Genomic DNA, 15,240 nt, shown 5'->3' with positions numbered 1-15,240 from the left:
AAGGGAGCTTGTCAGGAATGGGGAATGATTTTAATACGGCCCAAAAGCAGTGGCAGGAAAAAATGAAAAAAACTCAAGTACGTTTTCCTGAAAGAAAAGAGACATTTGTTAACAAATCCGATTTAGAAATTGACCCGATGTATTTACCTCAACATGAGGCTTTACATGATGAATATATGGAAAAGTTAGGGTTTCCAGGACAGTATCCTTATACACGTGGAATTCAACCTGGCATGTATCGCAGCCGTTTTTGGACGATGCGTCAATATGCTGGTTTTGGTTCAGCAAAAGAAACAAATCAGCGTTTTAGATATTTATTAGACCAAGGTCAAACAGGTCTATCTGTTGCTTTTGATTTGCCGACACAAATAGGATATGACTCTGATGATCCAATGGCAGAAGGAGAAGTTGGGAAAGTCGGTGTCGCAATTGATTCATTAGAGGATATGGAAATCTTATTAGATCTTATTCCGCTCGACAAAGTTAGTACGTCGATGACGATTAACGCTCCTGCATCTGTTTTACTATGCATGTATATAGCAGTTGCGGAGAAGCAAGGCGTACCAAAAGAAAACATTACGGGAACGATTCAAAATGATATATTAAAAGAATATATCGCACGTGGGACTTATATTTATCCACCTAAGCCATCGATGCGTTTGATTACCAATATTTTTGAGTACTGTGCAGAAGACGTACCAAAGTTTAATACCATTAGTATTTCGGGTTATCACATCCGTGAAGCTGGCTCGACGGCTGTTCAAGAGGTGGCCTTTACATTAGCGAATGGCATGGCTTATGTTGACGCGGCTATTGAAAGCGGTTTAAAAGTTGATCAATTCGCACCTCGATTAGCCTTCTTCTTTAATGCGCATAATAATTTCTTTGAAGAAGCGGCAAAATTCCGTGCCGCTAGACGAATTTGGGCACACTTAATGAAAGAAAAATATGGTGCTGAAAACGAAAAAAGCTTACGTTTACGTTTTCATACTCAAACAGGTGGTTCAACATTAACGGCGCAACAGCCAGATAATAATATTGTGCGAGTAGCACTACAAGCTTTATCAGCTGTCATGGGTGGGACGCAGAGTTTACACACCAACTCACGTGATGAAGCTCTAGCTTTACCAACTGAGGAATCAGCTCGAATAGCGTTAAGAACACAACAGATTATCGCTCATGAAAGTGGCGTAGCCGATACAGTTGACCCATTAGCTGGTTCTTATTACGTCGAAGAGATGACAGATCGAATTGAACAAGAGGTATGGTCTTATTTGGATCGAATCGAAGAAATGGGCGGTGCGGTTCAAGCAGTTGAAGATGGATATATGCAACGCGAAATCCATCAGGCAGCTTATGAAGCCCAGAAAAAAATTGAATCAAAAGACGATATTATCGTGGGTTTAAATGAATTTCAAATCGATGAAGAATTAAATGCAGACTTGTTAAAAGTTGATGAACAGCTTGAGAAGGATCAAGTGAAGCAAGTGCAACAAGCGCGTGAGAAACGAAATCAAGCTGTTGTTGATGATATCTTGAATCAGTTACGAGAAGCGGCAAAAAATCCAGAGACTAACGTCATGCCATATATTTTAGAATCCGTTAAAGCATATGCCACAGTGGGCGAAATTTGTAACATACTACGCGATGAATTTGGAGAATACACTGGAGCTTAAAGTCATTGGAGGTAAAAGAGATGGAACAAAAGATTAGGGTATTAATCGCGAAACCAGGACTAGACGGCCATGATCGCGGTGCTTTAGTTATTGCGCAAGCCTTAAGAGATCATGGAATGGAAGTTATTTATACAGGGCTGCGACAATCTGCACCACAAATTGCACAAGCCGCGATTCAAGAGGATGTTGATGTCGTTGGTTTGTCTTCATTATCTGGTGGACATAAAGCCTTATTTCCGAAAGTTGTTGAAGAATTAAAAAATAGAGGGGCAGATGATATTCCGGTTATTGGTGGAGGTGTCATCCCAGAGGAGGATATTAGCTTTTTAGAAGAAAAAGGTATTCATAAGATTTTTACTTCTGGGACAAAAACGACGGAATTAGCCCAATATATACAAGGTTTAATACGAGGTGAGCAGGTATGAACAAGATTGCTCATATTGGAATAGCTGTTAATAGTTTAGATGACATGATCCCGTTTTACCGCGATGCATTAAACCTCACCTTAAAAGGGATTGAGGAAGTGCCATCTGAACAGGTTCGTGTTGCGTTTTTTAATATTGGTGAAAGTGCTATCGAGCTGCTTGAACCGTTAAATGATGATTCACCTATTGCGAAATTCATTGCTAAAAAGGGCGAAGGAATCCATCATGTAGCACTTGATGTTAATGATATAAAAGCAAGACTCGACTCTTTAAAAGAACAGGGAATTCGTCTAATTCACGAGCAACCAAAAGAAGGCGCTCACGAAAGCCAGGTCGCATTTTTACATCCAAAGGCAGCAAATGGCGTACTATTCGAACTATGTCAGCAGAAACAGGAGGATGCTTAAATGGATATTTATGATAAAATTAACGAACTCTACGATAAACGCCGCAAAGTTGAACTAGGCGGTGGCGATGAAAAGATTCAAAAACAACGCGATAAAGGGAAAATGACCGCGCGTGAACGAATTGAGTATTTACTAGATGAAGGATCATTTGTCGAGTTAAATCCTTTTATTGAACATCGCGTGACCGATTTTGGTATGAATGGAAAAGAAGTACCTGGTGAAGGCGTCGTCACGGGATATGGTACAATTAATCAGAGGCCCATATACTTATTTGCGCAAGACTTCACCGTTTACGGTGGAGCGTTAGGTGAAATGCACGGTAAAAAGATTGCCGCTGTCATGGATTTGGCTGCTAAAAATGGAACACCTTTTATTGGGTTAAATGATTCAGGCGGCGCACGTATTCAAGAAGGTGTCGCATCACTCGACGGGTACGGTCACGTCTTTTATCGAAATTCAATTTATTCTGGTGTTATTCCGCAAATTTCTGTTATCATGGGTCCATGTGCAGGTGGGGCAGTCTATTCACCAGCTATTACGGATTTTGTCATCATGGTTGAGGAAACCTCGCAAATGTTCATTACAGGACCAAAAGTAATCGAAACCGTGACAGGCGAACAAATCTCATCTGAAGATTTAGGTGGGGCGGATGTACATAATCGTAAAAGTGGTAATGCTCATTTAAAGGCTAAGACGGAAGAGGAAGCATTAGACCAAGTGAAGCAGCTGCTTCAATATCTTCCACAAAACGCTGATGAAAAACCACCTACTGCAGAATATCAATTTAAAGAAGATTTTCGTGGGGATTTAACTGATTCAATTCCATTTGATGCTATTCGTCCTTACGATGTTCGAACGATTATTAAAGAAGTCGTTGATGCAGATTCATTTTTTGAGATCCATCCTGATTTTGCGAAAAATGTGGTCGTTGGATTCGCGACAATCAAAGGGGAGAATGTCGGCTTAGTTTGTAACCAACCGAAGCATTTAGCTGGAGGATTAGATATTGATTCAAGTGATAAGGCATCACGTTTTATTCGTTTATGTGATTCGTTTAATATCCCAATTGTGACGTTTGAGGATGTGACAGGCTTTTTCCCAGGCGTTAAGCAGGAACATGGTGGTATTATTCGCCACGGGGCGAAAATTTTATATGCTTATTCTGAGGCAACAGTTCCGAAAATTACCGTCATCACGAGAAAAGCATATGGCGGTGCTTATGTCGCGTTAAATAGTAAATCAATTGGCGCTGATTTAGTCTTTGCTTGGCCAAATGCTGAAATTGCGGTGATGGGACCAGATGGAGCGGCTAATATCATATTCGCTAAAGACATCAAAGAAAGTGACCATCCAGAGGAAACGAGACAACATAAAATTAGCGAATACCGCGAAAAATTTGCGAATCCATATGTCGCAGCTGGCTTAGGCATGGTTGATGATGTTATCGACCCTAGGGAAACAAGAATTAAATTGTCACAAGGATTAAATATGTTAAGAAATAAAAAAGAGGAACGCCCCAATAAGAAACACGGTAACATTCCTTTATAATCATCGGAGGTGCACAATTTGCAAGAGATACAGATTAATGAGCAACGTTTAATCGATGAATTTATGGAACTCGTACAAGTCGATTCAGAAACAAAACATGAAGAAAACATCTCAAAGGTTTTAATAGAGAAATTCAAAGCGCTAGGTCTTAGCGTTCAAGAAGATAACGCCAAAGAAGAAACCGGTCATGGCGCTAATAATTTAGTGTTTACGTTAAAAGGTAATAAGAAAGGCGCAGACCCAATTTATTTTACTTCCCACATGGATACCGTTGTCCCAGGTAATGGAATCAAGCCATCCATTGAAGGTGATTATATCGTCTCGGATGGGACAACAATTTTAGGTGCGGATGATAAAGCGGGTATTGCATCAATGCTTGAAGCGATTAAAACATTAAAAGACAATAATCTGGAACATGGTGATGTCCAATTTGTTATTACCGTTGGTGAAGAGTCGGGATTAGTTGGTGCTAAAGCATTTGACTCCAATTTGTTAGATGCTAAATACGGTTACGCTGTCGATAGTAATGGGAAAGTCGGTAATATTATTGTCGCGGCTCCGACTCAGGCTAAGTTATGGATTACCTCACGTGGTAAATCTGCTCATGCCGGTTTAGCTCCAGAAAAAGGGATTTCCGCTATTACGCTAGCGGCAAAAGCCATTGCTAGGATGCCGCTCGGGCGTATTGATGACGAAACAACTGCGAATATCGGACGCTTTGAAGGTGGGAAAGCGACGAATATCGTAAGCGATGAAGCGTTTATTTTAGCTGAGGCACGCTCATTAAATCCTGAAAAATTAGATCGGCAAATAGATAAAATAAAACAAGCTTGTCAAGAAGCTGAAAAAGAACTCGGTGGTTCCTTGGAAGTGGACGTTGAAATCATGTACCCTGGATTCCGTCATGAAGAAGGGGATCAAGTTGTGGAAATCGCCAAAGCCGCGGCGAAAAATATTGGTCGTGACAGCCAATTAGAAAAAAGCGGTGGCGGAAGTGACGCCAACATTTTTGCCGGATTAGGTGTGCCAACAGTCAATCTTTGTGTCGGTTATGAAAACATTCATACGACAGATGAACGTATGCCTGTCAATGAACTCATTAAGGTATCTGAGCTTATCACGTCAATTGTTGTAGAAGCGTCGAACTCATAATATTCAAAAGTGCTTGGTGTCTCTAACATCAAGCACTTTTACGTAGGTGGTCATATGAAACGTAAAGGAAGAATTATATACCATGTGGATATGAATAGTTTCTACGCCTCAGTAGAAATGGCTTATCGCCCTGAACTGAAGGGGAAGCCAGTAGCCATTGCTGGTAACCCTGAAGAGCGACGTGGAATTGTTGTAACAAGTAGTTATGAAGCACGGGCCAAAGGGGTGAAGACCACCATGCCTTTATGGCAGGCTTATGATCACTACCCAGAGTTAATTGTATTAAAACCAAATTTTGATCGTTATCGTGAAGCATCCCGCAGCATGTTTTCAATTCTTTCTAAATTTACGCCAATCGTCCAGCCAGTTTCCATTGATGAAGGCTATATGGATGTGACCGACTATGTCGGTAATCGGAATCCGGTTGAATTAGCTAAAAGCATACAAAAACGGATTCTTGATGAGTTAGATTTACCTAGCAGTATTGGAATTGCACCAAACAAATTTTTAGCTAAAATGGCTTCAAACATGAAGAAACCCTTAGGCATAACCGTCCTTAGAAAGCGTGAGATTAAGGATAAACTGTGGAATCTGCCAATCGGTGAGATGTATGGCGTCGGACAAAAGACAGAGGAGAAGTTAAGAAAAATTGATATTGAAACCATTGGTAACTTAGCACAAAAGGATGTTCTGACATTAAAAAATTTACTTGGTATTAACGGTGAACGATTACATCAACGTGCTAATGGGATTGATGACCGACCGGTTGATCCCGATGCGGTTAATGAGTTTAAAAGTATAGGTAATTCAACGACTTTACCTTACGATATGACAGACCAAACTGAAATTAATAAAGTTTTCATGCAGCTGTCAGAAAAAGTAGCTGCACGGATGGACCGAAAAGGAGTCGTATCCGAAAATATACAAATTATGATCAGATATCATGATCGGAAAACGATTACCCGAAGTAAACAATTAACCCAATTTGTTGAAACAACCAATGAAATCGTGACAATCGCTAAGCAGCTATTTCAACAACATTGGAATGAAGAGCCCATAAGATTGCTGGGAGTAACCGCACAGCATTTAACACCTAAAGATGAAATGGCTAAGCAGTTAGATTTATTTAATTACGAAAAAGATGCTGAAAAGGAAGAGCTTTATTTAGCTGTTGACAAAATTAAAGAGAAATATGGAAAGGATGCTTTTATAAAGCCGAAGGACCATCAAGCAGAACTAAACACATCCTTTCAGAAAGATTTTTTAAATGAATATAAGGAGAAATAAAAGCGTGGAAAATGGTGACGGAGAAAATGTGGTTCAAATAAGATTAATAGATTGGTGTCTAGAACTAAAAAAAATAATGCAGTTTATGGGATGCAAATGGCATCCTATTTATTTTTTCAATCAAGCAATCTATAAAATTAGTCATATCCAATGGAATTTTATGTTAACATTAGGATTAAGTTACTAGACTTGATTAGAAAAGAGGGATACATATATGACTACACCGAAACACATTGTATCAGCAGCTGCTATTGTGTTAAACAACAAAAAGGAAATTTTATTGATTAAAGGTCCACGTAGGGGATGGGAGATGCCAGGTGGACAAGTTGAAGAGGGCGAATCATTGAAGGATGCTGCCATTAGGGAAACGAAAGAGGAATCAGGAATAGATATAGAGGTTACCAAATTTTGTGGAATCTTTCAAAATGTAGAGCAATTAATTTGTAATACACTATTCTTAGGGAAAGCAATCGGGGGAGAACCAACGACAAGCCCTGAGAGTTTAGAAGTCGGATTTTTTCCAATAAAGCAAGCATTGGATATGGTTACCTGGAAAAATTTTAGAGAGAGAATTGAATACTGTTTAGATGAAAACACTCAACCTTTTTATATTGATTTTTAATTGAGTTTAGGATGGAGGTTATAATGGTAGCTCTTGAAAAATTTATTAGTTGTTTCATTTTAATAGGCATAAGTTTAATAGTAGGATGTTCAGATACAACTGAATATGATCATGATGACGTTGCTGCCATTGTAAGAGGAGAAGAAATAACGGTGGGTGACATTCGCTTTTTTTCTGAAGTTGAAGACGAAGAAATACCGAATGTCATTCAATCGAAAATTAAAGATACTTTAATTATACAAGAGGCTAAGAAAATGGGAATCGAAGTCTCCAAAGATGATATAGAGGGGACATGTAGAACTTTTTGCTCGCTTTCCATTCGAAGGTGAAGATAGAAGAGCCAAGGAAGAGCGAGAATTTGTTGAGGCTCAAGCTGAGATATTTGATATGGATGCTCAAGAATATTATAAGGAGTATCTTAGGAGAAGTGCTAAGAGAAGCATATACATAAGTGAATTCTTCAATGAACATTTAGATGGTAAGCCTGAAACAGAAGAAGAAGTAAAGGAAATGAATGATAAAGCACAACAAATAGTAGATGAATTGTTTAGTGAATATGAAGATGAGATTGAAATACTAATCAATTAAATTATTAACTATAGCTGAGTAGAGTCGATCATATTTAATAAAGTAAAAGGATGAGATCACATGTTTTCGTTATATGATCATATAGGCTTAACATATGACACTACACGTAAGGCCGACCCTGAGATTACACGACGATTAAGGAAACATTTGCAAGTACCTAATCATCATGAAGTACTTGATATCGCATGCGGAACAGGTAACTATACAGTATCCTTAGAGAAATCAGGGTTAGAGATGACCGGTTGTGATATATCTCAAGAGATGCTAAATAAAGCAAAGCGGAAATCAAATTCCGTTCAATGGGACCAGGCCAATGTAAACCAATTACCTTACGAGCGTGATACTTTTGACGGAATAGCCTGTATCATGTCAATCCACCATTTTGATCAACTATTAACGCCATTTCAGGAAGCTTATAGAGTCCTTAAAAAAGGAAGATTCGTAATTTTTACAGCGGCACCTGAACAAATGAACTGTTACTGGCTTAACGAGTATTTTCCAAAGGCTATGGAGGATTCTGCCAAACAAATGCCTACTTTTTCATTAGTTAATAAAAAGCTAAAAGAGGCAGGGTTTAGGATTATCGGACATGAGACATTCTTAGTACAGCCAGATTTACAAGATTTTTTCCTATATAGTGGAAAATATGATCCCAAAATGTATCTAGATGAAACTGTACGTTCTGGTATTTCAACCTTCTCAAATTTAGCCTCACCGGAAGAGGTTGAAGAGGGGTGTCAAAGGCTAAGAGAAGATATCAGAACTAATAAAATAGATGAAGTCATAAGTCGATACAGTAGTAATCATGGGGATTATGTTTTTGTAATTGCAGAAAAGAAAATTTGAATAGTTTATTGGGGGACAGTATGAGAAAGTTACTTATCATTTTAAGCTTACTTATCATAGCTAGCTGTTCTAATGATCAGACATATGAGAATGAAGATGTGGTGGCAATTGTAAGAGGCAAAGAAATTACGATGGGTGATTTACGTTTTCGTTCGGAAGCAACTGATAAAGTATTATTAGAGAATATCGATGAATTTCTTACAGAAGAAGTCATTATTCAAGAAGCAAAAGAAATTGGGTTGGATGTTTCTGAAGAAGTGGAAAAACAAATGGGAGTGTTCGGTCGGTATCCTTCTGAAAATAATAATACAAAGAAAGCAAACGAAATCAAAGCATTTTCAGAAAAACAGGCTAAGCGATTTGATATGGACGTAGAAGAATATTACCAGGAATATCATGAACGAACTGTAGAAAGAAGTGCCTATATAAATGGATACATAAATGAAATGCTTGGTGATATACAGGATGCACCTGACAAAGATCAATATGCTAAAGATGCTGATGCCCTAATCGACGAATTATTAAAAGAATATGAAGATGAAATTGAAACTCTCATTGATTAGACAATAGGGGAAACGGGATTGGAGGCTTTCAATGATTGGGGTTCTTTTTAGACCGTGATGGAACAATTGGAGGAAATGGTGGCGGAGTACATCCGTTCTTTTTTACACTATATGATTTTTCAGGGAAAGCAATTCTTCTTGTACCAAAGTGGGCGTATCTTTAGGGAAGATAATTGCAATATTTATTATTTTAAATTCTCATTTGATCTTTTGAATATTAATTAATAAAAATAGTACTGCTGAAGTTAGATACAAATATAGAGGAAAATGAAGAGTTTTTATCGTTATATACTCACCTACTGGTAGGCTTAATAAAAAAGCTATAAATAACAAATATGATTTTCTAATAATTGAACCTATAAAAGAAATACAAGCAGGAACAAAAAATAGAATAAGATATGCCATTTCAGTTTGTCTGTAGTGAGCTTTCCTCGAAACATGGTCTGTTTCATTTAATGACCAAAATTCTGGAATGTGAAAATTCCACCAATGGTAAGCCCCAATGAATGAACCTATAATACCTAATACTATTGCAAGACCACGAATAACTGTTGGGTTTAATTTAAATTGCACTTAAAATTCCCTCCATTCCTATTTATACATTATTATTCATAGTAGAATAGTATATTACCACCTGTTTAATTAATGGGGACTGTAGCTATAGAAGGCGATCATTAGATTCTCTTATAAATGATGACGACTCATTGGTTTTTAAAACATTGGAAGAAGTTCAACCTTATCATTGGTCACATGCATACACAGATGAAGATTTATTCGAATAACGGGGATATTGCTCAATAAGTGCGCTTGCTCTTGAGTTAATGGGTAGTGTGTTTGAATAAGAAATTATTATCTTCTTCATATAATCCTAAAAAAAGGGGGGAATGCAAAAATATGAAAGTAAGGCTTACAGACTTCAATGAAAATTGGTCTAGAATGTTTCTGAATGAGGCGGAGTTTCTTAAAAAAATTTTGGCGATGAGATTATCAAATGTGAGCAATTTGGGAGTACCTCAGTTAAGGGAATGAAGGCAAAGCCTGTAATTGATATGATGTGTATCGTCAAAAACATAGATAAGATTGATTTATTCAATAACCAAATGGATTCACTTGGATATGATGTTGCTGGGGAATGGGGTATTACAGGTAGAAGGTTATATAGAAAGGGTGGGGATAACAGGACTCATCATATTCATTTTTACCAATTCGATAACCCTGAAATTGAACGGCATTTAATTTTTCGAGATTATCTAAGGTCTCATCCTGAAGAAGTAGCTAAGTACAGTAGCTTTAAAGAAGAGTTGGCTCAACGTTTCCATACTACAAGTGAATATAGTCCAGCAAAAAAGAAATTTGTAAGTGAGATGGAACAAAAAGCACTCCGTTGGTTTTCGGAAAAATAGAGCAAATTCTTGTGGAAAGGTGTACTTAAAGGAATGGGGGCGATTGTTCAATAGGAGCAAATCGCTCTTAAGAAGCATGGTTAAAGAAAGTTCAAGGATTTAAGAGGGGGGAAATCTATTGGATCCAATATCCATAATAGAAATCTCAGCTTCAATATTTTTTGTTATTGTTATTTTTGTTATCGCATTATTATTACCAAGTAAAGTAAGGAAGCTTAGTTTAGTTATAGCCTTTTCTTTAACTTTACTATTGCTTTTATTCTTTGCAATTCGCCCCTTTTGGGTTGACTATCAGGTCTCAGTAAAAACAGAACAACTGAATCAGTATTTAGAGGGTAAATATCCTAATCAAGAATGGGGAATTAGCCGAGAAGTTGGAAGACGATACAATCCCTATGATTTAGAAGTTATATTTGAAAAAGAGCAAGGCTGGACTTATACATATTTAGTCGTAAATGAAACAAATATTTGCCAAGTCGGTTGGTCACCTCCAGAAGGAAAATTCCCCAATGAAGGAAAATATTTTGAGGATAATGATTGTGAGTAAACTCCGTGTAACTAATGGGGTCAGAGTTGTGAAAGGAAAGAGTAAAAACAGTTAAGCTCGTAATGGATTAACTGAGATTAAAATTTAGGGGGGGATTATTTTGCATTTAATAGCAACAGCAAGCTTAAATACGGGTGATATGATTGCTCAGTTAATAATGGTTTGCATTATTTTGGCTATTATAACGGGAATTATCTTGCTAATTTTTGTTTTTAGAAATAGAAATAATAGATTAAAACGTGTTGAAGATAAACTGGACAAAATTTTAGAGGAAAACGAAAACAAAAACTAGTAGGTTTTATGCTGCTATGGTGAGCGATGTTCAATAAGAGCGATCGCTATTGAGCTGACGGGCAGATTAGTAAAATAACAAAAACGGAGTTGAGGGAATAAATGGAGTTTGTATTCGTAAAAGGAGAAGTGCTTTTACCAGAAGAATATATAGAAAAGTTAAGAAATAAGCTAAATGATATTGGTATTTTAACGGTGGGTGATTACGATAATGTTGTTTCATATTCTGTCGTAAAAGGATACTGGAGACCCTTTGGAGAGGCCAACCCTTTTAAAGGTACAAAAGGAGAAATTTCCTATGGGACCGAATGTAAAATGGAATTCAGGTGTTTAATGAAGAGAATTGAAGAAGTAAAAAGACTGATTAAAAATGTTCATCCTTATGAAGAACCTATTATTAACGTAATACCAATATTAAGCTAACAAGGGCAATGTTCAATAGGAGCAATTGCTCTCGAGCTGACAGGACCCTTGAATATGCGTATTGGCGCTATTAAGCTATTGGGTCAGAATATGTGATTTTTATGACTTGCTTATGGAATATGTCAGAAAAAGAGATGCTAAACTATACTGAATGTCGGCTGTTATAAGGAGAATGATTTATGTTTATTGTTAACGTTGAAGGCGCTATTATTAGTAATGGCAAATGGTTAGTAATAAAGCGAAGTGAAAAGGAAGAACACGCTGGAGGCTTACTCTCTCTTGTTGGAGGAAAGGTAGAATACGAAGGAAATTCTAATGATATTTTAGAACGAACTCTACAGCGTGAGATTTTTGAGGGAGTGGGAGTTACTGTTTCAAATCTGAGATATGTTAATAGTTCTTCCTTTGTTACTGAATCTGGGATGAATGTTGTTGATATCGTATTCCTCTGTGACTGTCAATCGGGTAAACCTCATGCTAAAAGCCCTGATGAAGTTGACGAAGTGACTTGGATGACGACGCAAGAAATTATAAGTAATCCAAAGGCACCTATTTATTTAAAGAAAAATATTAATCTTGCTGACAGTCTATTAAAGATAAATACATAAGGTACATAAAATTAACTACTGCTGTTCACTAACTGGACTGTTTAGTGAAACAAGAAGGATTCGGAAAAGGGAAGGTTACTATGAATTATAAATTCTTAATATTTTTAATAGGCTCATATTTATTGGCTTTTCCAGTAAATTTAATGCCTTCCATAAAGCATCCAGATTTGAATGTGGATGTTTTCAATTTAATTGTAACTTTAGTGTTTATGTTCTTACTATTAATGTACTCTAAAAAAGGAAGTAAGATTGATATTATTTTCATTTTTAGGAGTTATTTCAGGTGTACTTGTATTCGTCATCACAAAATTTGAACACGCTATGTTTGATAATATTATTTTAGATTCAATAGCATCATTACAGCATCCTTTTTATCTAATTTTTACTACACCAGTATTTGGTGGCAATATATTATTCGACCTAAGTTACGGGTCGTATTCATTGTTGATGTCACTTTTCTATGGAGTTGTATATGGTTTGACAATTTATTTTAAAAAGAATGATGCAATATCTGATTAATCTTATTGCACTCCCGTGGTTCAAAATACTAACTTATTCGTAGGACTATAACCGTATCTACTAGTTTTTAAGGTATAATAAAATAAAGGAGATACTGTTTCATTCTAATTATTTCTATATATTTTCCATACTGCCCTACGGAGGTGGCAGAATAATTGAAGAAGTTTCTATAATGCTTTTTTGGTAATTGAGATTTCTGTATCAAATGCGATATGACTAATTTAACAACTTCATATACATATTGTGATCGACTATTTTTTTTAAGGGAGAAATGACTTTGAAGAAAAAAGTAGGAATTATTTTCGGTGGTAAGTCTACTGAACATGAGGTTTCGTTACAATCTGCTAAAAATATTGTTGAGGCAATTGATAAAACAAAATACGATGTGTTTTTAATGGGGATTGATAAAGAAGGAAAATGGCACTTAAATGATCATACTCATTATTTACTTAATGAAGAGGACCCTAAATTAATTGCATTAAATAAAACAAATGAAAAGGTTGCTTTTGTACCAGGTGAATATGAAAATCAATTATTGAATACTAACAGTACAGAGGCTTTTGCTCAATTAGATGTTGTCATCCCAATTTTACATGGAACATTGGGTGAAGACGGAAGTATACAAGGATTACTTCGAATGGCCAATATTCCATTTGTTGGTTCAAGTATTTTAGGGTCTGCAATAAGTATGGATAAGGATATTGCTAAACGACTACTGATTGACGCGGGATTAAATGTTGCAAAGTCATTTACGTTTACTAGAACAACAAAAGATAAAATTGATTTTAAAAAAATAACTTATGAATTAGGGTTACCGTTATTTATTAAACCTGCGAATCAAGGTTCTTCAGTAGGGGTTAGCAAAGTTAATACTGAAATAGAGTTTATTGATGGTATTGAAGATGCATTTAAATATGACCATAAGATTATAGTTGAAGAGGCTATCAATGGTCGTGAAATTGAATGCTCAATTTTAGGAAATGACAATCCAAAATCATCAATACCTGGAGAAGTGCTGCCTACAGGAGATTTCTATTCATATGAGGCTAAGTATATTGATGAAAAAGGGGCAATATTAGAAATTCCCGCTAAATTAAACAAGGAAATTACTAATAAAGTTCAGCACACAGCTATACAGGCATTCAAAGCCTTAAATTGTGAAGGCATGGCCAGGGTTGACGTTTTTATAGATCATAACGAAGATGTAATAGTCAATGAAATTAATACTATTCCAGGATTCACTAAAATAAGCATGTATCCAAAATTGTGGGAGATTAGTGGGGTATCTTATAGCGAGCTTATTGAAGAGTTAATTGATTTGGCCATTGAGAGATATCAAAGGGACCTATCCTTAAAAAGTTCATTCGATGGTTAATAAGAATTAAAATCGAAAATGCGGACTCTGATACTCCATAAATTGGAAATTAAATTAATAAGAAAGTGATGCTAAAATTACCCTAGGAATGAAACACACCTATGGAGTTGTTCAAATGAAGAAAAAGAGAAGCTTATTCGTTATCATATTGCTAATCATTACGATTATTTCTTGTTATGTCATAGATGTAGCAATCCAAAAAAAGTTAACTAGAAAAGATGCTGAGACGGCTGGAATAGAACTTTTTTATAAACAAGTAGAATTGACGACCAATCAAGTAGATTCTTTTATAGATGGCAAAGTATCGAGGGATGCAGTACAATCTGGCGTGGACTATTTATTAAATGCGTACGATCAATATACTGTTCTTACTTACAGTCTGGATTTGGAGGATTCTAGACACTATCAAGATGTAAAATATTCTTTTTGGCATCAATATTGGAACACGGTAACAAATACTGATTTATCAGGTGATGACCTTATGAAGTTAGAAAGTCTGGAAAAGAATTTAAAAGAAATTTTAAATGAAGTAAGTTCTGAGGAAGCTAAATTGAAGGAGGAAATAGCGAAATATTGGGTGAGATAATAATAAAACCAAATATTGATATAACATTAAAAAGAGCATCGAAGGTACTGCACCCCAAAAGTTAGAGTAAAAAATCTAACTTTTGGGGTGTTTTTATATGGCAAAATATAGTAAAGAGTTCAAAATGAAAATTGTAAAAGAATACTTGGAAGGTCCATTGGGTTCCACTTCGCTGGCTAAAAAATATGGTGTTCCCAATCAGGAGCAAGTAAGAAGGTGGGTGAATGCTTATAAGGTTTTGGGTGAGGAAGGTTTAATGAGAAAGCGTTCAAAAACAGTTTACCCTGTTCAATTTAAGCTAAATGTATTAAACTTTATGAAACAAACGGGCGCTTCTTATCAAGACACGGCCACGGCTTTTAAGATGAACCAAC

The 15,240-nt window shown here is 36.3% G+C and carries 18 protein-coding genes and 2 pseudogenes; 19 read left to right on the top strand and 1 reads right to left on the bottom strand.

The window, feature by feature from the left end:
• Positions 1 to 17 precede the first annotated feature (17 nt).
• The 11 genes and pseudogenes from BLP77_RS04945 to BLP77_RS04890 all read left to right on the top strand — a co-directional run bounded on the left by BLP77_RS04945 (position 18) and on the right by BLP77_RS04890 (position 9,114).
• Positions 18 to 1,676, top strand: coding sequence for an acyl-CoA mutase large subunit family protein (locus tag BLP77_RS04945; protein ID WP_093856021.1), 1,659 nt, complete (start codon positions 18 to 20; stop codon positions 1,674 to 1,676).
• A 20-nt stretch (positions 1,677 to 1,696) separates the two neighbouring features.
• Positions 1,697 to 2,508: pseudogene (gene mce / locus BLP77_RS16245) on the top strand (methylmalonyl-CoA epimerase).
• Positions 2,509 to 4,056 carry an acyl-CoA carboxylase subunit beta gene (locus BLP77_RS04930; protein ID WP_093856018.1) on the top strand — a complete coding sequence of 516 codons (1,548 nt, stop codon included), beginning with the start codon at positions 2,509 to 2,511 and terminating at the stop codon, positions 4,054 to 4,056.
• An 18-nt stretch (positions 4,057 to 4,074) separates the two neighbouring features.
• Positions 4,075 to 5,208, top strand: coding sequence for a M20/M25/M40 family metallo-hydrolase (locus BLP77_RS04925; RefSeq protein WP_261753360.1), 1,134 nt, complete (start codon positions 4,075 to 4,077; stop codon positions 5,206 to 5,208).
• A gap of 54 nt (positions 5,209 to 5,262) precedes the next feature.
• Entirely contained in the window at positions 5,263 to 6,495 is a 1,233-nt protein-coding gene (locus tag BLP77_RS04920) for a DNA polymerase IV (protein ID WP_093856017.1), read from the top strand.
• Positions 6,496 to 6,499: 4 nt separating this feature from the next.
• Positions 6,500 to 6,682, top strand: coding sequence for a hypothetical protein (locus BLP77_RS04915; protein ID WP_093856016.1), 183 nt, complete (start codon positions 6,500 to 6,502; stop codon positions 6,680 to 6,682).
• A gap of 27 nt (positions 6,683 to 6,709) precedes the next feature.
• On the top strand, positions 6,710 to 7,117 hold the full coding sequence (locus BLP77_RS04910; RefSeq protein ID WP_093856015.1) for an NUDIX hydrolase: 408 nt from the start codon (positions 6,710 to 6,712) through the stop codon (positions 7,115 to 7,117).
• 23 nt (positions 7,118 to 7,140) lie between these two features.
• The gene (locus tag BLP77_RS04905) at positions 7,141 to 7,446 is read left to right on the top strand and encodes a SurA N-terminal domain-containing protein (protein WP_093856014.1); all 306 of its coding nucleotides are present in this window, start codon (positions 7,141 to 7,143) and stop codon (positions 7,444 to 7,446) included.
• A gap of 58 nt (positions 7,447 to 7,504) precedes the next feature.
• Entirely contained in the window at positions 7,505 to 7,705 is a 201-nt protein-coding gene (locus BLP77_RS04900; RefSeq protein WP_093856013.1) for a hypothetical protein, read from the top strand.
• A 60-nt stretch (positions 7,706 to 7,765) separates the two neighbouring features.
• Positions 7,766 to 8,551: a class I SAM-dependent methyltransferase gene (locus BLP77_RS04895; protein ID WP_093856012.1), complete on the top strand. Its 786-nt coding sequence runs from the start codon at positions 7,766 to 7,768 to the stop codon at positions 8,549 to 8,551.
• 20 nt (positions 8,552 to 8,571) lie between these two features.
• On the top strand, positions 8,572 to 9,114 hold the full coding sequence (locus BLP77_RS04890) for a hypothetical protein (protein ID WP_093856011.1): 543 nt from the start codon (positions 8,572 to 8,574) through the stop codon (positions 9,112 to 9,114).
• A 198-nt stretch (positions 9,115 to 9,312) separates the two neighbouring features.
• Here BLP77_RS04890 and BLP77_RS04885 read toward each other — a convergent pair whose 3' ends face one another.
• A complete protein-coding gene (locus tag BLP77_RS04885; protein WP_093856010.1) occupies positions 9,313 to 9,687 on the bottom strand; it encodes a hypothetical protein in 375 nt (124 codons plus the stop codon).
• A 321-nt stretch (positions 9,688 to 10,008) separates the two neighbouring features.
• Here BLP77_RS04885 and BLP77_RS04880 point away from each other — a divergent pair.
• From BLP77_RS04880 to BLP77_RS04840, 8 genes and pseudogenes are all read left to right on the top strand, one after another.
• Positions 10,009 to 10,517, top strand: a pseudogene (locus tag BLP77_RS04880) (GrpB family protein).
• A 118-nt stretch (positions 10,518 to 10,635) separates the two neighbouring features.
• Positions 10,636 to 11,064, top strand: coding sequence for a hypothetical protein (locus tag BLP77_RS04875; protein WP_093856009.1), 429 nt, complete (start codon positions 10,636 to 10,638; stop codon positions 11,062 to 11,064).
• 100 nt (positions 11,065 to 11,164) lie between these two features.
• Positions 11,165 to 11,356: a DUF4083 family protein gene (locus tag BLP77_RS04870; protein WP_093856008.1), complete on the top strand. Its 192-nt coding sequence runs from the start codon at positions 11,165 to 11,167 to the stop codon at positions 11,354 to 11,356.
• A 101-nt stretch (positions 11,357 to 11,457) separates the two neighbouring features.
• The gene (gene cutA, locus BLP77_RS04865; protein ID WP_093856007.1) at positions 11,458 to 11,778 is read left to right on the top strand and encodes a divalent cation tolerance protein CutA; all 321 of its coding nucleotides are present in this window, start codon (positions 11,458 to 11,460) and stop codon (positions 11,776 to 11,778) included.
• A gap of 179 nt (positions 11,779 to 11,957) precedes the next feature.
• A complete protein-coding gene (locus BLP77_RS04860; RefSeq protein ID WP_093856006.1) occupies positions 11,958 to 12,386 on the top strand; it encodes an NUDIX hydrolase in 429 nt (142 codons plus the stop codon).
• Positions 12,387 to 13,176: 790 nt separating this feature from the next.
• Positions 13,177 to 14,280, top strand: coding sequence for a D-alanine--D-alanine ligase (ddlA, locus tag BLP77_RS04850; RefSeq protein WP_093856004.1), 1,104 nt, complete (start codon positions 13,177 to 13,179; stop codon positions 14,278 to 14,280).
• Between the two features lie 115 nt (positions 14,281 to 14,395).
• Positions 14,396 to 14,866, top strand: coding sequence for a hypothetical protein (locus BLP77_RS04845; RefSeq protein ID WP_093856003.1), 471 nt, complete (start codon positions 14,396 to 14,398; stop codon positions 14,864 to 14,866).
• Positions 14,867 to 14,963: 97 nt separating this feature from the next.
• Positions 14,964 to 15,240, top strand: a 277-nt coding sequence (locus BLP77_RS04840; protein ID WP_143001400.1) for a helix-turn-helix domain-containing protein, incomplete at its 3' end; no start/stop codon positions are given.

The sequence above is a fragment of the Tenuibacillus multivorans genome, from assembly GCF_900103915.1.
GTDB classification, from domain to species: domain Bacteria; phylum Bacillota; class Bacilli; order Bacillales; family Alkalibacillaceae; genus Tenuibacillus; species Tenuibacillus multivorans.
The sequence above is the reverse complement of the archived record's forward strand: the minus strand, read 5'-3'. Positions and strand labels throughout refer to the sequence as shown.